Annotated in this window: 18 protein-coding genes and 1 pseudogene; 2 read left to right on the top strand and 17 right to left on the bottom strand. The window is 46.1% G+C overall.

Features of this window, described 5'->3' with window-relative positions; genetic code table 11:
* Positions 1-163: 163 nt before the first annotated feature.
* Complete coding sequence (locus BCU12_RS13120; protein WP_102404696.1) at positions 164-1,021, top strand: MurR/RpiR family transcriptional regulator; 858 nt, start codon at positions 164-166, stop codon at positions 1,019-1,021.
* A 50-nt stretch (positions 1,022-1,071) separates the two neighbouring features.
* Here the strand turns inward: BCU12_RS13120 and BCU12_RS13115 are convergent, their stop codons facing one another.
* Positions 1,072-2,304, bottom strand: a complete 1,233-nt coding sequence (locus tag BCU12_RS13115) for an iron-containing alcohol dehydrogenase (protein ID WP_102404695.1) — start codon at positions 2,302-2,304, stop codon at positions 1,072-1,074.
* Between the two features lie 929 nt (positions 2,305-3,233).
* A pseudogene (locus tag BCU12_RS13110) lies at positions 3,234-3,476 on the bottom strand (hypothetical protein); the annotation flags it as partial.
* A gap of 176 nt (positions 3,477-3,652) precedes the next feature.
* Here BCU12_RS13110 and BCU12_RS13105 point away from each other — a divergent pair.
* Positions 3,653-4,159 (top strand): hypothetical protein, encoded by a 507-nt coding sequence (locus tag BCU12_RS13105; RefSeq protein WP_102404694.1) that lies wholly within the window; start codon positions 3,653-3,655, stop codon positions 4,157-4,159.
* 39 nt (positions 4,160-4,198) lie between these two features.
* Here BCU12_RS13105 and BCU12_RS13100 read toward each other — a convergent pair whose 3' ends face one another.
* From BCU12_RS13100 to BCU12_RS13030, 15 genes are all read right to left on the bottom strand, one after another.
* Positions 4,199-5,842 (bottom strand): hypothetical protein, encoded by a 1,644-nt coding sequence (locus tag BCU12_RS13100; protein WP_102404693.1) that lies wholly within the window; start codon positions 5,840-5,842, stop codon positions 4,199-4,201.
* 12 nt (positions 5,843-5,854) lie between these two features.
* Positions 5,855-6,334: a DNA-binding protein gene (locus tag BCU12_RS13095; RefSeq protein ID WP_241909831.1), complete on the bottom strand. Its 480-nt coding sequence runs from the start codon at positions 6,332-6,334 to the stop codon at positions 5,855-5,857.
* On the bottom strand, positions 6,334-7,218 hold the full coding sequence (locus tag BCU12_RS13090) for a hypothetical protein (protein ID WP_102404692.1): 885 nt from the start codon (positions 7,216-7,218) through the stop codon (positions 6,334-6,336). The genes BCU12_RS13095 and BCU12_RS13090 overlap by 1 nt, the downstream gene beginning before the upstream one ends.
* A 10-nt stretch (positions 7,219-7,228) precedes the next feature.
* Positions 7,229-7,555: a hypothetical protein gene (locus BCU12_RS13085; RefSeq protein WP_102404691.1), complete on the bottom strand. Its 327-nt coding sequence runs from the start codon at positions 7,553-7,555 to the stop codon at positions 7,229-7,231.
* The gene (locus BCU12_RS13080; RefSeq protein WP_102404690.1) at positions 7,555-9,084 is read right to left on the bottom strand and encodes a phage tail protein; all 1,530 of its coding nucleotides are present in this window, start codon (positions 9,082-9,084) and stop codon (positions 7,555-7,557) included. The genes BCU12_RS13085 and BCU12_RS13080 overlap by 1 nt, the downstream gene beginning before the upstream one ends.
* Entirely contained in the window at positions 9,081-9,746 is a 666-nt protein-coding gene (locus BCU12_RS13075; protein WP_102404689.1) for a phage tail protein, read from the bottom strand. The genes BCU12_RS13080 and BCU12_RS13075 overlap by 4 nt, the downstream gene beginning before the upstream one ends.
* A complete protein-coding gene (locus tag BCU12_RS13070; RefSeq protein ID WP_102404688.1) occupies positions 9,743-10,945 on the bottom strand; it encodes a baseplate J/gp47 family protein in 1,203 nt (400 codons plus the stop codon). The genes BCU12_RS13075 and BCU12_RS13070 overlap by 4 nt, the downstream gene beginning before the upstream one ends.
* A complete protein-coding gene (locus BCU12_RS13065; protein ID WP_102404687.1) occupies positions 10,942-11,289 on the bottom strand; it encodes a DUF2590 family protein in 348 nt (115 codons plus the stop codon). Before BCU12_RS13065 ends, BCU12_RS13070 begins: the two co-directional genes overlap by 4 nt.
* Positions 11,279-13,048, bottom strand: coding sequence for a phage tail tape measure protein (locus tag BCU12_RS13060; protein ID WP_102404686.1), 1,770 nt, complete (start codon positions 13,046-13,048; stop codon positions 11,279-11,281). The genes BCU12_RS13065 and BCU12_RS13060 overlap by 11 nt, the downstream gene beginning before the upstream one ends.
* Positions 13,049-13,246: 198 nt before the next feature.
* On the bottom strand, positions 13,247-13,531 hold the full coding sequence (locus BCU12_RS13055) for a putative phage tail assembly chaperone (RefSeq protein WP_102404685.1): 285 nt from the start codon (positions 13,529-13,531) through the stop codon (positions 13,247-13,249).
* Entirely contained in the window at positions 13,524-13,742 is a 219-nt protein-coding gene (locus BCU12_RS13050; protein ID WP_241909830.1) for a hypothetical protein, read from the bottom strand. The genes BCU12_RS13055 and BCU12_RS13050 overlap by 8 nt, the downstream gene beginning before the upstream one ends.
* A gap of 22 nt (positions 13,743-13,764) precedes the next feature.
* Positions 13,765-14,106: a hypothetical protein gene (locus BCU12_RS13045; protein WP_102404683.1), complete on the bottom strand. Its 342-nt coding sequence runs from the start codon at positions 14,104-14,106 to the stop codon at positions 13,765-13,767.
* Complete coding sequence (locus BCU12_RS13040) at positions 14,081-14,659, bottom strand: lysozyme (RefSeq protein WP_102404682.1); 579 nt, start codon at positions 14,657-14,659, stop codon at positions 14,081-14,083. Before BCU12_RS13040 ends, BCU12_RS13045 begins: the two co-directional genes overlap by 26 nt.
* Positions 14,646-14,858 carry a hypothetical protein gene (locus tag BCU12_RS13035; protein WP_102404681.1) on the bottom strand — a complete coding sequence of 71 codons (213 nt, stop codon included), beginning with the start codon at positions 14,856-14,858 and terminating at the stop codon, positions 14,646-14,648. The genes BCU12_RS13040 and BCU12_RS13035 overlap by 14 nt, the downstream gene beginning before the upstream one ends.
* Positions 14,855-15,073, bottom strand: a complete 219-nt coding sequence (locus tag BCU12_RS13030) for a TraR/DksA C4-type zinc finger protein (RefSeq protein WP_102404680.1) — start codon at positions 15,071-15,073, stop codon at positions 14,855-14,857. Before BCU12_RS13030 ends, BCU12_RS13035 begins: the two co-directional genes overlap by 4 nt.
* Between the last annotated feature and the right edge of the window lie 14 nt (positions 15,074-15,087).

Below are 15,087 nucleotides of genomic sequence, written 5' to 3'. Positions count from 1 at the left end.
AGTTTGAGGTTTGTCATATTCTCACCAATTGCTCACAGGTAAACCTTTTGCTTAGGTTTATACTAATTTTATGGCGCTGAGCTTTATTTTTAACCTTAACTTTACACATTACCGTTGAGTTAAAAAAATATCAGCGAGTTGTTCTCTAGCCCTCGTGAACACTATGAATACATTAGAAAAAATTCAAAAAAATCTAGAAAATTTCAGCAAATCAGAGCGTAAAGTAGCTGAGGTCATCATGGCTTCACCACAAACTGCTATTCACTCTAGTATTGCTACGCTTGCCAAAATGGCCGATGTAAGTGAACCAACCGTTAATCGATTCTGTCGCCGACTAGATACTAAGGGTTTTCCAGACTTCAAGCTGCACTTGGCTCAAAGCCTTGCAAATGGAACACCTTACGTTAATCGTAATGTTGAAGAAGATGACGGACCTGACGCCTATACCCACAAAATCTTTGAATCGACGATGGCTTGCCTTGATGTGGCCAAAAATAGCTTAGATTCGATGCAAGTAAATCGTGCCGTTGATCTTTTAACGCAAGCTAAACGAATTTCATTCTTTGGACTAGGCGCTTCATCAGCCGTGGCTAAAGACGCACAGAATAAGTTTATTCGTTTCAACATCCCTATTACTTGTTTCGAAGATGTCGTCATGCAGCGCATGAGCTGTATCAACAGCTCAGACAATGATGTCATCGTGCTGGTTTCTCATACTGGTCGAACAAAAAGCTTGGTTGAGATTGCGCATTTAGCTCGTGAGAATGGCGCGACCGTTATTTCGATCACAGCGAAAGATTCGCCACTTGATAAAGCAAGCTCTCTCTCTATTACGCTCGATGTTCCTGAAGACACCGACGTCTACATGCCTATGGCCAGTCGTGTAGTACAAATGACAGTGATTGATGTACTCGCAACTGGCTTTACGCTACGTCGCGGTACAGGCTTCAGAGAGAACCTACGACGAGTTAAAGATGCATTAAAAGACTCGCGGTTTGATAAATTAAGTCAATACCAATAATAAAAACGGAGCGCTGAGCTCCGTTTTTATTTTCAACTTAACAACCGCCGTCAGATTTGATTTTCCTCTAACGGGTCAGACATGATTTCAACACTGCTAACGCGCTCTAAATGTTCCTCGTTGCACATTGAAGAGCAACTACATACTTGATTTAGAATGTAAGTCAGTCGCTCCTTGGTGAGCGGTAAAGGGTTTCCTTTAATAGCATTCGACATAAGTGCATCTTCGGCAACGTCTTCAAAAGAGGTTGAACAAACACCGAACTCACTCAGTTTTGGCAATTCAAGCTTATCAAGCATCATTCTCACCCATAAAACCCCGTCTTCAACATGCACATTTGTGCGTCCTGTTACGATCTGTGCGAGTCGCATGTAACGCTGTAAAACATCCTGACGCCCATACTCTTTGGCCACCTTTATATTTTCTTTCATCACGAACGGTGCAAGTTGACCCGTTATAACACTGTGTGGAGCATTAAGCTTGCCACCTAACGCAGAAGCAAGGCCATGGGCGGCACCCAGCTTCGCATTCGTAATTGCCATTCCCCCTAACATAGCGGCAAATGAGAGATCAGCCCTTGCTGAAGAGTCATCATGACGACAGGCAGCAATCACCGCACCAGAGAGCTTCCTTAACCCCTCTTCACACACCATATCCGTTAATGGGTTTGGGTCTCCACAGACATACGCCTCCATTAGATGGGTAAAGACATCCATCGCACCTCTACCGGATGTATAAGGGTCGGTTCCATACGTTAATGTGGGATCAACAATCGCGACATCGGCTAACATTTCGGGGCTACGTAGACTCACTTTTACTTTATCTTGTCCTGAGCGAAGCACTGCGTTTCGAGTCACTTCAGAACCAGTACTAGCGGTTGTGGGAATGGCGATAAATGGGAGAGGTTTAGTTTTTAAAGGTACATTTCGACCCACGACTTCGACATAGTCATAAACGCTTCCTTGATTAGGAATAATGGCAGCAAGTGCCTTTCCCATATCAATGACACTGCCGCCGCCAATACTCACCACCATATCGGGTTTGAATTTCCGCCCAACGACAGAGGTTTCCTCAATCATGGTGATATTCGGCTCACCTGAAATGCTGACATGCTGATAGCGCATATTCTGGGACTTAAGGTAAGAAAGTAGCGGAGCAGAACGAGACTGATCTTTCCCTGTGACCAATAAAACACTGTAACCAAATTGGTTAAGTACTGATAATGATGATTGTAAAGCCCCCTCTCCAAAAATGATTCGAGTCGATGTCATGAATTGAAACATAAGTACCTCCTTGAGGTAAAATTAAATTCATTTAAAACAAAAACTTATATTCATTAAAAATCCCTACAGCATATCAATGGCGATAAAGTGGCGATGACTTTTAACATCGCTCACTTAACGCACATGTTTTGCCAACACGAAGTCTTGTTCTTTAAATCTAACCATCGGATATGGATAAGCGAAGTAACATTCATAATTGCAGTTGGTACAGATATGTGGCCATTGCGCCGGAGCCGTTTGAATAACTTTGCGTTTGGTGTCCACTCTAAAAACTCCCTTCTCGCACTCTGTACAATGGAACTCAACTAGTTCCGCTTCTACTTTCCTAGATTTTTTCATCGATACTTGGGGATTATTGGTTCTATAACCCCATTATAACCAAGTGATTTTGCCAAACTGCGTTCATTGTTCGAATTTTCAATTTTGAAAAAACGCCTAAGTGAAGAAATAGGTGTGTAGCCTATGCGGGATATGGGTTTATGGCTTATTCATGCGATCTTTAGTTTATCCATTCTGATCATTAAAAATATGACCCAATCAACACAAATACATATAAATCAGTTAGTTAACAATATCGCCCATTTCCAAATTGATCCTTAGATGCCTGTTTTTTTCAAAACAGATCATTGATTGAAATTTTATTTGATGGCTTTCACTGTGTTTTGTGGGGCTTAAAGCGTGGCTGAGAGCCTTTGTTGGATAAGGTTTCGTGCTTGGTTTGGGTATGGGCTACCCCTACCGATATTGCGCATCTCCAAAAGTGCACAAAAAAGGGCCCAAAAACATCGCAGGCGGGTGTGGAGGAGCGCCGATTCGGTGGGTGGATGGGTCGATTCGGTGAGCTTTGTGGAGTGCATGGCAGATGGTGTGCAATAGGCATAAGAAAGCGCAGCTGTTAGGGCTGCGCTTGATTGGGTAAGCTTTGGTGGTTAGGTCTTGGTAATTGGGTCCAGCCTTCCCTTAAGCTCCCCACTATCACCACCGTGGCCAGTAATAGCGCTGGCTTGATTCGGTGCTTTGGTTGAAGCTGTGCCAGCGAGTATTCCACCATGTGTGTGGCTTGCCAATGTATCGGCCAGTTCTTTTACTACCAGTATCAATTCAGAGAGTAATATCAGCACATTTTCGTCTTTTGAGCCTATCCATGTCTTTGGGGCTTGTAGCCATTGGTAATTTATTAATGCATTGATTATGTAATCAACTTGTGACGAAAAATAGGGTTTCCTCAAAGTTAAAGCATTCACATTCAACATTCCTCACACTTTTCAATACCAAACCTACTCGCCGTTACAATATATGCAAGCATCTGTATTGGTTATATATTCATAGAAATTCAATCGGTAGTATTATGAAAGTAGTAGAAGAAAAAGGCATTTTGGAAAGTATTTCATCTGGAAAGGTTATTCTCGGAAATAGCAATAATATGAACACCGTCTCATTCATAAAGTTTAATGATAAACGATACGGGCCCGTTCTATTTGATAATCATCTTGAACCAGCGATGAAACAAGGTGGTGAAATGACTATAAACATGCTGAAGAAGCCAGCGGGTTGGTTCGTAGCGTCAATAAAAATGGAAAACGGAGAAACCTACGCTAGTAACGACAAGCTACCAAAGCGTTTCTCGATTATAAATTCTCTTTATATCCTAGGGGGATTACTTGTTATATTTTCGATTATTGGTGGTTTTGCTGCTAACTTGCTCAATGTGAAGTTCGAATCATTTTGGATTATTGCGGTTTTAGTCTTTCTATCATCGATCATATATCCAATTCACTTCCTGAAAAATGAACTCAAAGAACGCTCCGTCTTTAATAATTTAGTTGATAAATATGGAAGTAATGATCTTCTATAGTTTGAGTTAAATGCGCTAAAAGTCCTATTCATATTTTTCTTAGGACTTTTTGGTAATCCCATCCACCCGTCCTTTTAGCTCCCCACTGTCACCACCATGGCCAGTGATAGCGCTGGCTTGATTCGGTGCTTTGGTTGAAGCTGTGCCAGCGAGTATTCCACCATGCGTGTGGCTTGCCAATGTATCGGCCAGTTCTTTTACTACCTGCATCAATTCAGAGAGTAATATCAGCACATTTTCTTCTTTCGAACCTATCCATGTCTTTGGGGCTTGCATCCATTGATGATCGGCAGCAATGCTTCGGCGTACCTTACCAATGGTTTCGATGAGATCACCGGCTGATGCGGTGTGCATATTGCCAAGTGTTCCAAGTTCTATGTTGTCGCCTGCCAGTAATTCAATAGCGCCCAATGCTTCAATGAGCTTTTTGCCTATGATGTTCTCTAAGCTGTGCTCTGAAATATTGAGTGTGTGCGAACCTAATTCACCTTGGTAATGTGTGGCTTCGTCGTGCTTTCGGTAGGCTTTTTGGTTTTGTTGTTGGTCTGTCTGTTCGATGGTATTGCCTGCAGGGTCAACTCGCTTTGATACTTCTTCGCGTTGCTGTTGCAGTTGTTCACCTGGCTCTATGGTTGGCAGTGCGAACTCTCTGCCGTAAATAGCGCGAATAATGGGTAAATCGTTACGGCCATAAGCGAAGGCAATTTCAACAATGGTACCTTCTAGCGGGTAACCCAACACGCCAGCTTCATGGCCGACCATTGTGATCGGCAAAGGAATGGATTTATACAACGGCACTTTGGTATCCACTTGCATGTTGTCGGTTAGTAACTGCACATCAACGGCATGGCGAGGGCGAAACGGGTCATTGATTTGGCCTGATGTAGATTCATCACGCACCGCTTTGATTTGCCCAAAACGTGGAAGGTGATGCCCTGCTGCAAGCTCTGGGAACTCTTTCATCATTTCTTTTCGCTTGGGTGACTGCTCGGTTTGGCTCTCCTCCCAAGTCACGGTCATCTCGTCGTTAATTAGGTCAATGCGTTTCACTCGTTTGCCATTGACGATGGCCCCTGGCCTTAACATTGGGAACGGCGCAAAGGTGATGGCATTCCCCGCTTGTTTGATGGTGAGTTCTTGAGGCAGTGTCACGTTCTTATCAAAGAATCGGCTGTGCTCAAATGCACCGACATACACGGTTTGGTCTGTGTTTTGAAACCAAATGAAATCAGGCACATTGAAGGCTTTGCCTATGGCTTTTAGACACTGATAACCCGTGCCTTGAGAAGTGAAATTAGGGATTTGTTTGTCGATATAACTGGCGTTCTCTGGCAGCACGAAGCTTAGGCCAACTTGCTTACCCAAATAATTCAAAACATCGCGCATGGTCGGGTGTTCAATAGAAACAGGCCAACGCTTTGATAATATCGCGCAGTGCTCTTTCACCAGTATTTTATGGCTGCCGTTTGTGCTTGGGTACACCTTGTCAATGGTGCCTTCAAACCACAGCTTGGTGCTCTCATCGTAGCCAATATCAAATCGAACAGAGCCAAATCGTTGAGGCTTCGTTTCATGCTGATAGGTAAAAATGGCAGAGCTGCCAATGGTGTGAAGTAAGCTAACTTGGTTGGTTGCCAATGTGACTTCTTCCCCACCGACGAACAGGCGTTTTTCTAGCTTCATGCGTTCCCTTATTTAGTTAAGCGCCTCGTCTGCGTCTTTTAGGGCTTGAGCGTGGGCATTGTTTTCTGTTTGAGCTGGGCTACTTTGCTCACGGGCGCGAATCTCTTTTTGTTCGGCGGCTGAATTTTGCTCTCTGAGTGAAAAGCTAATTACCCAAGCCAATAGCCGATCATGAGATTCAGACGACAGTTTGCCTTCAAACTTCACTTCACGAATTTTGTATAACTTGGCGTCTCGGTTACCAATGCGGAATATCTTTCGATCACCGTTATCTTGTTTCATCGAGAACAGTTCATACAAACGAGTTAGCTGAACTTCATTTTTGAAAGCGATGGTGCCCGATACATCTACCTTCACACCTTTTTCGCCCTGCTCTGATGAAGCCGTAGATGAAGATTGACCACTCATGTCTTTGGCTTTGAATTGCTTAGAGCAGTTTACTTTGAGGTTTTGAAGCGGTAACAGCTCACCGTCGAGTGATAGCATTTTCATTACCCCGCATTGAGTAGTTGTTCGAAAAACGTCAGCGGCTCATGGCTTAACATCAGGCTCATGATGGTGTGCTGATGGGTATTAGGCATGGCCGTGTTTTGCAGTTGGGTCGCAATACTTTCTGGTGTACCTGAGAATTTCACCGCCCAAACACTGCCCTGCAAGGTTTTTAGTGCGTTGATGTCGGCTTTTAGCTTGGCCATAACGTTCGCTCGTTTTATTGCTAGTGCACTGAGTTTACCGATCACGTTCGTTGCATCACTGGCTAACGATTCCAAAGTGGCAATTTGCGCGGCTTGATGGCGTTCGTAGTCGTAAAGTGGCAGAGCATTCACTGTGGCTTTGGGTTTAAAGCGCGGCTGAATAATGGGCGAAGGCACATGCAGTTTGTCACGTTCATGAGTTGTCAGTGCGATAGCTTGGCGGCTTGTTTGCATCCAATCTGGCAAGGTAAACATCTGGGTAATACTTGAAAGGCTAGTCGCAAAGCTTTCTTTATTCGAAGCGCTTAACATCACCGCTATACAGTGAAGATAACCAACTGACCTATGGGTATCTGTTTGATCACGTAGTTTGGCGGTCAAGGTGTCACGGGCATTATTAGGGGTAAGGTAATAACCAGATTCCAACTTTTGACCGACTTCGTATTGATAAGGCGTGGCAGAAATGACGGTACCTTGTTGAATCAAACTATTGAGATCATCACGAAGCCCATTCAATACCCCCGCTTCCACGCTTAATGGGTGACGCCCATAATCGGCGTCACTTTCAAGTGTTGTTAACCGGCTTAATGCATTATTCATTTCAGTGCCAATTTGGTCGGTGACCGTTTCAGCACGGGTTTGAATGGTTTGGGCGTTGGTTGGCCACGTGATTGGGGTCATTATCTAGCCCTTACTCTGGTCTTACTGGCTGCTCGCCAACAATCTCTAAGGTACCATCTTTATCAACATCGCGGACATGGTCTCGACAAGCTCTCGCGTAGGTGTGGATATCATCGAGTGTGGCCAGTGCTCGGCGGTCTGAGCTTGCGTGAAGTTTTAGCTGTAAGTCACACCAGTTAAGTTCAGAGACCATTTCTGACTGTCTGGCTTGTGCGAGTTGTTCGGCTGTTAGAGGCTGGTTTCTGTACTCCGACCACTCTTTTTCTGTCATTGGTCTAGCGCCTTCGAAAATAAAGCCCTTTACCTCACCTGTTTCGTCATTTATATAATGTTTCATCACCTTAGTTCCCTCCAAGCTACAGGGCCCGTTTTTCCTGTTGATTTTAATTCATATGTAGAATTGTTAGGGATTGGGTAGGATATGCAAGATGAGCCGTTAGAATATAATCCTGTTGCAGCCTCAACACCATCAACCTCTAACGTAAATGTATCACCAATTCCGGCGGCCGCGCCTAGATAGATTGATACGAATATCTCAACCCCTGTATCATTCCTTTCTGGCACATCAAGCGCACGATCTGCTGTTACATTCTTTGTGGCTCTTGATCTCATTAGCAAAATGTAACTAGACTCGAGTGACACTTCATCCCCTAAACTTGGCCAAATCCCTTGTACTTCACTTACACCAGGGAACATGTGCGCACCTGCGTCAGCTAAATTCACATCAATGTGGGTATTACCTGTTTCAATCGTTAACGAAACGCCCGTTTGGTCTTGGGTGTTGTCGAGTCGCTTCACCCCAAAGTAGTCATCTGGGAATTCACCATCAATGGTGCGTCGGTAGGTTCCTGTTCCTGATAGCTCTTTGCCTGTTTTGGTAATCACACATTCCGTGAATGCCAAAATACCTGCTGTAATTTCTTGCCCTGCTGGGTAGGTGTATTGGGTAGAACTTGGTATCGGGTGACCGTCTTTACCAGCTACATTAAAGTTTTGGTTGCCCAACAAGCGGTTTTGAACTTGGGTTTCACTTGGGCGAACCGCAAAGCTGCGCCAATCCTCCACTAATCCCCCATCATCCAGCCCAGCCAATCTAGCCACATAATGCTGCTTGCCACTGCCATCAATGTAATCAGCTAATGGGGTTTGAGACACTTTAAGTTCAACGTAGTTAACCCATTTAGATGTGGGGCTGCCGTCTCGGTACACGTCCACGTAAATACCGTTTGGGTAATTGGTGATAGTGAGCATCTGCTCGTCAGCCAGAACAGCGCGAAGGCCACCGATGTAAACCACACCTGGGGTTACCTTATATTTGGTTGGGTCACCTTGGCGCTCTACGTCAAAGCCATCGACAAACGCGGTGTGGCCGTAGTTATCTAAGCAGGCTAAGCGGTGGTCTTCGTCTACCCCGTTCATTCGTGCTGAATAGTCAATTTGCCAAGTGGCAGCATCAATGGTGATATTGGCAATATTTGCCGCGCCCAAATATTGATGCATGAGAGACTTGGTTAACGCCTGCCCTAGCAGCTTAGTTTGGTCGGCTGTATGCACCACCATTCCGCATGATTTAGGTGTGGTTTTGTCGTGCATATAAATGGCATTGAACGTGAACTCTTCGACATCATTGACAATGACCACGGAATGCACCAAGGCGTTGTCACCTAACTTACCCACCTGATCCATGTTTTGCTGATACACCCAAAGTGCTGGGTCGGGTAAGCCTTGCGTTCGGTCAATGGGCGTACCTGGGTCAAGATCAGGAATGTAGGCGAACACCATCTCGTTCATGTCGGTGGGCTCACCCACTGCAACCTGATTTCGCATGTAGGTTTCAAATTCTAGTGGTAAGGCTGTTTGGGTCATTGGTCTTGCTCTGCCATAGCGACGCTATAAAGTTGATGGCTATGCATAATTGGTAGCGGTAGCTGCTCTAGTTCTGTTTTTAGGTTTGAGTCACCGGCTGAATACATCACAAACACGTGACCAAACTGGCCGTGGTTTATCAATAGTTCTGATGGGTAACTCACTTCAAAGCGGTAGCGCCTGCAGGTACGCCCGTATTGTTCAATTAGGGTTTGAACCAGTTGGGCATCGTTGGCCATGTCGCTGTCGGTCAGTTCAATGGTGCAAACATCCCACTCAATTGGGTCTTGGCGTTCTTTGAAATCGACAATACCCACACCAAGGCGTTCAAATATGCGAATAAACCCTGCCACGCTGCCTGCGTCTTTGGCATTAATGGCGGCGTATTTCACACGCTTTCGGTAAAGCTCTAAAGGCTCACCGTTGAAACGAACAATGTCTCTGTCCCACGCCATCACATTGAGTAGTGACATGCTGCAAGTCAGGGCATCTGCTTGGCCGATTGGGTAAAGCATCCACTGATACACACGGTTGAAGAAGCGTTGAACGCCTAGCGTTAGCCAGTAGGGTTCTTTCTTCTCATCGGGGATGGTTTCACCGTCTTGCCACCATGGCAGTGCTATTTTGATCATCTTGTCTTGTAAGAAATCAGGAATATTCATTCACTCACCTCTTCAATGGTCAGGCTCTCTAGGCGCGGTTGCTCTAGCACAGAAATGATGTCTTCTTGCACCTGACCATCAACGGTAAAACGAACCGACTCAACGTCTGCCAAATCGGTATGAATTTCACTGCCCAGTTTCGACAGGGAAAAACGGCTTTGCGGTCGCGTTCGGGTCATCTTAGGGTAAGCGGCGGACTCACGAAATACAGCGCGAATGCGGTTTTCAACCTCGGCCAGTGCGGCTGCTTTGGTTTGGTCTTCCATCACCGATACCAAAACCACTTCGGCTTTCATGGTCACCGACTTATCTGGAATGGCTGTACACGTAAGCACATCACCATGCCCGTGGTGACCATTGGTCATGATGTGAGTATTCAGGTCATTCAAAATGGATTGAGGGGTTTGGCCGACTTCCATCAAAATGTAAGCGTTCGCAGTACCTGGTGTAATATGCCCCGTATTTTGAAAGAACACGTTGTCACTGCGAATCCCTGCCACACTGGCAATGATAGAGCGATACACATCATCAATATGCCAAGCGCCTGAACTGGTATAGGCATTTTGTAAGCGAAGCGCTAATTCGTCATCGGCTTCAATATCTGCGCCTAATGTGGTGATGTAATCAGGCTTATTCTCGGCAGAAACAATGCCGCTTATCTCTTCGGGGACCACGCTGTAATACCCTGCTGCAAGGTTGAACGCTTGCCCTTCCAATTCAGCAATACATGGCACAAAGCCAGTTAATTGCCCTGCAGGAATAACAGTTTGCTCAAGCACGAACAGCCGATACACCACACCGTCAATGGGTGGGCTTTGAATGGTAATGCCTGCATCTACGGTTGTATCATCATCAATATTGGCCTTGGTTAATGTAACGCCACCTTGCATTTTCACGGCTGCCTTCGGCTCTACGTCTAGCTCCCATGCTTTCAGCTCTAAACCCCAACGGGCTGCGGTTGCCACGTACATATTGGGCAATACATGCAGTGCTAGAACGGTGTTGATGAGGTAATAAACAGGCGCTACAACGGCTGATTTAACCCAACGCCAAAACGGGCTCATGTCCGAGTCATTTGATATGTTGCTGCCTGCCGCTTCTACATCGTCTTCAAGTTGCGAAGTCAACGCTTCTTCTGTGGTTGGAATGCCCTCTTGTTTAAGAACATCGACAAAATCAACGGTTGGGCGTTGGCTCATGGGGTCACCTCAATATTGATGCTTTCTTCATAGTCATAAGCTTGGCCTGTGAGTTGAACGGTTAGGCTTTCTCGGTCAAGGCCATAAACCTCACTGGCCGTGACGGTTCCAGGTATGACTCGTTCGTCTTGTTCCGCTTTTTGTTCTATTTGCACTAACACATCAGCCCGTAACGTTGGGTTACGCTCGGCCACTAACATACGGGCCAAGCCCGATTCCATAATGCGGTGTTTAATGTCTTGGGCGATGGAATAGAGATCGCTGGCTTGCTCGGCTTGTTGGCCTGCGTCCATGTTCCAGCCACCCTCAATGACTTTGATGTCGATATGCGCTTTATCCGGCACTGAGTTCCTCCCACTCACCCATCTGTTCTGGGGTGAATCCACCTTCCGTTGAAATGTTGACTTCACCAATGTGGGTTTGGCTGCCCATTTGGGTTGTTGGTTGTGCGGTCAGGTTCTGCACCATTTGCGGTGGCAACTGCGCGTTACTTTTCATTTGAGAAGGCGCCATAAACTCTTCGGCAGTTGGCAATGGCTTGCGTTCTATTTCTTGAACTACGGTTGCCGCTTCAAGTTCTGGGCTGCCTGAACTGCTTAGGTCAATATCAATGCCCGGTATCATGTTGAGTTTGTCGATCACCCAATCAATGGTGTCTGACAAGAATTTGAATACAGCGGTGTCACCAAAGGAGGCTTTGAGATCATCCCAGAAATAGGCAACTCCTGCGATTGCAGCCCCTAATGCCAAAAAGAACCACCCGATAGGTGTAGCCAATAACGCTGCACCCAACATGTAAATTCCGTTAATTAGCCCTAGTGATGCAAAGCGAGTGAGGACTAATACACTTTTCAAAACCCCTAACGTCACGGCCCAACCGCCTGCCACCATTTGGCCAATACCCATCGCTAACGAAAGACCGGCAACAACGCCACCCAATGAAAGGGCTGCGATGGCAGCATACCCAAGCAGTTCGGTTAACCATGGGAATTGTTCAGTCCAACCTGTTAACCACATCATGCCGTCGGCGAGTCCTCCGACTAAGGCATTAATGGAAGGAAGAACGGCACCAAATACGGCAGCACGAACAGCGAACCAAGTGGATTGGAGTCGCTCCCATTGGTCGGTCATACTTGCGGCCATCTCTTCAGCTTTGCTCATACCTTGTACTTGGCCAAGGGTATCAATGCTAGACGCTAAGCCATCAGTATCAGCCATTAATAGTTTGATCATGGCTGTGGCTTCTTTGGTGCCAAAGGCTTTGTCTAACTCGGCAGATTCCGCCACGCTTAACGTTTCACCATATTTGCCTTTCAGCTCTTGCAATATGTCGAGCATAGGCAGCATTTGCCCATGACTATCGGTAAAGCTTAAGCCTAAGTCGTCTTGCGCTTTAGCTACGCCCCCTAAGAACGCTCGATACTTAGTACCTGCTTCGCTACCACTCATGGTGGATTGGAGTGTGCCAAGAATTGCCATTTGTTCTTCCATGGCAATTCCTGCTGCGGTTGCATTCGCCCCAACACTGGTGAAAGCGCTGCTCATGCCTGCCCCTGTGGTTTTGAACATTTCAACCGATTGGGCGGTCATTCCAGCTACTTGTTTCGACCATATGCCAGTGCCCATTTCATCTGCAGAATTTTTGAATATTCCGTACATGGTGCCCATGTAGTTGGTAATGGTGGCGGCATCGGCTTTGGTCGCATAGGCTAGAACGGCTGAACTTTTGGTTATGTCAGCGAGTTCATTCCCGTTAATGTCTCCAAACGCTGATTTAATATCGTAAGAAGCAGCAATCATTTCTGTGGCCGATTTACCATATTTGGCCGAGGTTATAAGGGCGGTTTTAGACAGCATTTTTAAATCATCTTCTACCACCCCAAGCGATGCCACTTCACCGAGCTTTCTATCCATTTCAATGGCTGGCATTAATGCGTTTTGAACGGCGACACCTGCCGCGACGATACCAGCGGCACCCATCCCGACATTTTGAACGCCTTTTTTTCCAAGATCCGATGCGTTGGTCATCTCTTTCGTGATGCCTTGCAAGGGCTTGGTTACCTGATCAATCAGGCTCATTTGCATTAATAGCTTCTGGTCCATTGAATACTCGTCACTTCTTACTGAATAGATTCGCTATCGCGTTTTGCACCGCTACTTCTGTGCGCTTTTGTTCTCGTTTGTCTAGCCATATGGCTCTGGCTAGGGTTTGTTCATCGTCTTCCCCGTTGGGAAAGTAGTGCTGTCGCAGGGTGAAAGCTTGTTCGACTCCATTACTTTCGATGCTTTCAACCCGCTTAGTTAGTTTTTTAGGGTGATAACAATGTCGCCTTTGGCGTTACTGCTCACCATGCCGTACAGCTCCATGACTAAATGCGGCACAGTATCAAGCAGCGCTATGAGTTCGTCTTTTTGCTCAGACTTCACACTGCGTGTTAGGTAGTTGTATGCAGGCACAACCTTGTTGTCTGGCATCACCTCATTGGAATAGTTGTTCGCCTCAATTACACCAGGCGTAAACGTAAAGTCAGTTTCGCCAATCGTTAGAACAACTGGTTTTGCTGTGAATGCTGGGGTTTTACTCATGGTCTTGTCCTTTGATTTGCTGTTCATTTATAGAAAGTGATTGACGCGCTTCATGCTGAGCACGCCATTGAAAATATTGTTCGGGTTGTTCAGCGCATTCACTGAGTGCGGCTTTTAATTTCGGTATGTCTTCGGTGACCACTTCAGGCCATGTGCCACGAACGGCAGGTTTTTCACACGGAACAATTAGCCCTGCAGGTGGCAGTTTCACGATCACTCGAGTTTCTACGGGTTCAATACGGCTGCCGCAACCGCTCAGTAACATCAATAGGAATGTCACACTCAATGTTTTCCATTTGCTGTTGCAGTTGCTCGATTTCATCTTGCAGCACCTTCTTGGCCTGTTGGCTTTGTCGCTCGCGATTAACCAGCAAGCGGTTCATGGCTTCGTTGTCTGTGGTGAGCGTTTCAATAGTGGTTTGACTCACCAAATTGGCTGTTAATGCGCTTGCCAGTTTGTGTTCTGCGGTTTCTCGCTTGGCGTCTGACGTTTCGAGCTTCATCCACAACACCGCGAGCGCAAGTAGCACTAAGGCAAGTGAACCCCACTTAATCCACTTGATGGCAGCGATCATGTTCTAGCCCTCGTCGGGTTATTAGCCCTGGCAGCTTTACTCCACCGCCATACACCCATCTAGGTAATTGGTCACAAGCGTTTTGGTAATTACCCGTCAGTATGTGTTTATAAATTTGGGTACTGGTTTGATTCGGGTTACGCCTAAATCGAGTACAGCCCGTATTAAATGCAAACGAAGTAAAGGCGTCGAACTGGCCTTGGGTCATAGTTACGCCACTGGTTTGTTCGGCTTTGCGAACGCATTTTTCCGCGTTGGCAATATTCTTCACCCAGTCTTTGGCTATTTGCTCATGACTCACGGTTTCATTAGGTGAAAATTGTGTGTTGCCAATGCCATTAGTCACTAATCCTGCGGGGCAAACATAGGGGCTTTTTCGGCACCCTTCTGCGTTGCCGATGATCTCTAATGCCATTGGGCTAACACGTAGTGTGGTCACCACTTCATTTTGAATGACGACCTCACCAACGGGTTGCGAATTTAAAACGGCGCTACCTGTTACTAGGCCAATAACGGCGGCAACAGAGCAAATTATTTTGTTAGTCAGTTTCATTGATGGTGACTCCCTTTTCAGAGGCAATTTTTTGCATTTGGCGTTTGTGCCAAACATTCAAACCAAGAGCGATGAGGCCCAACAATAACGAGAGGGTGAAATACCACTGCTCATACGACATCTTGCTGATGGTCATTCCAAACAAAGACATGATGTAAACAAACGCGTTGGTCAGTTTGTCGAACCACTCTTTCATCATAAAAGCCCCTTATCGGCTAATGCTTGGCAGTGAATGCAGTAGTCACAGCCTTGGCTTGCTTCTCGTCGTGCCTGCGGTATTTTCTCGCCACACTCATTGCACTTATGTGCGCTGATTTTGTTGGCGTTCTGGCTGGCTCTTTTCAGTTGAGTCGCTAATGCCACTTCTGTGAATTGAGTTTCCAAGCCGCTTGCGTGGTCGAGTAAATCTGTCATCTTCTGTCCTTAGT

This window comes from Vibrio sp. 10N.261.55.A7 (assembly GCF_002877365.1).
Lineage (GTDB): Bacteria > Pseudomonadota > Gammaproteobacteria > Enterobacterales > Vibrionaceae > Vibrio.
This window is presented reverse-complemented; position numbering and strand designations above follow the sequence as displayed.

What these genes read in the sequence shown, in the direction of transcription:
- BCU12_RS13120 (WP_102404696.1), top strand. Translation starts at nt 164, where the DNA reads ATGAATACATTAGAAAAAATTCAAAAAAATCTAGAAAATTTCAGCAAA.
- BCU12_RS13115 (WP_102404695.1), bottom strand. Translation starts at nt 2,304, where the DNA reads ATGTTTCAATTCATGACATCGACTCGAATCATTTTTGGAGAGGGGGCT.
- BCU12_RS13105 (WP_102404694.1), top strand. Translation starts at nt 3,653, where the DNA reads ATGAAAGTAGTAGAAGAAAAAGGCATTTTGGAAAGTATTTCATCTGGA.
- BCU12_RS13100 (WP_102404693.1), bottom strand. Translation starts at nt 5,842, where the DNA reads ATGAAGCTAGAAAAACGCCTGTTCGTCGGTGGGGAAGAAGTCACATTG.
- BCU12_RS13095 (WP_241909831.1), bottom strand. Translation starts at nt 6,334, where the DNA reads ATGAAAATGCTATCACTCGACGGTGAGCTGTTACCGCTTCAAAACCTC.
- BCU12_RS13090 (WP_102404692.1), bottom strand. Translation starts at nt 7,218, where the DNA reads ATGACCCCAATCACGTGGCCAACCAACGCCCAAACCATTCAAACCCGT.
- BCU12_RS13085 (WP_102404691.1), bottom strand. Translation starts at nt 7,555, where the DNA reads ATGAAACATTATATAAATGACGAAACAGGTGAGGTAAAGGGCTTTATT.
- BCU12_RS13080 (WP_102404690.1), bottom strand. Translation starts at nt 9,084, where the DNA reads ATGACCCAAACAGCCTTACCACTAGAATTTGAAACCTACATGCGAAAT.
- BCU12_RS13075 (WP_102404689.1), bottom strand. Translation starts at nt 9,746, where the DNA reads ATGAATATTCCTGATTTCTTACAAGACAAGATGATCAAAATAGCACTG.
- BCU12_RS13070 (WP_102404688.1), bottom strand. Translation starts at nt 10,945, where the DNA reads ATGAGCCAACGCCCAACCGTTGATTTTGTCGATGTTCTTAAACAAGAG.
- BCU12_RS13060 (WP_102404686.1), bottom strand. Translation starts at nt 13,048, where the DNA reads ATGGACCAGAAGCTATTAATGCAAATGAGCCTGATTGATCAGGTAACC.
- BCU12_RS13055 (WP_102404685.1), bottom strand. Translation starts at nt 13,531, where the DNA reads ATGAGTAAAACCCCAGCATTCACAGCAAAACCAGTTGTTCTAACGATT.
- BCU12_RS13045 (WP_102404683.1), bottom strand. Translation starts at nt 14,106, where the DNA reads ATGATCGCTGCCATCAAGTGGATTAAGTGGGGTTCACTTGCCTTAGTG.
- BCU12_RS13040 (WP_102404682.1), bottom strand. Translation starts at nt 14,659, where the DNA reads ATGAAACTGACTAACAAAATAATTTGCTCTGTTGCCGCCGTTATTGGC.
- BCU12_RS13035 (WP_102404681.1), bottom strand. Translation starts at nt 14,858, where the DNA reads ATGATGAAAGAGTGGTTCGACAAACTGACCAACGCGTTTGTTTACATC.
- BCU12_RS13030 (WP_102404680.1), bottom strand. Translation starts at nt 15,073, where the DNA reads ATGACAGATTTACTCGACCACGCAAGCGGCTTGGAAACTCAATTCACA.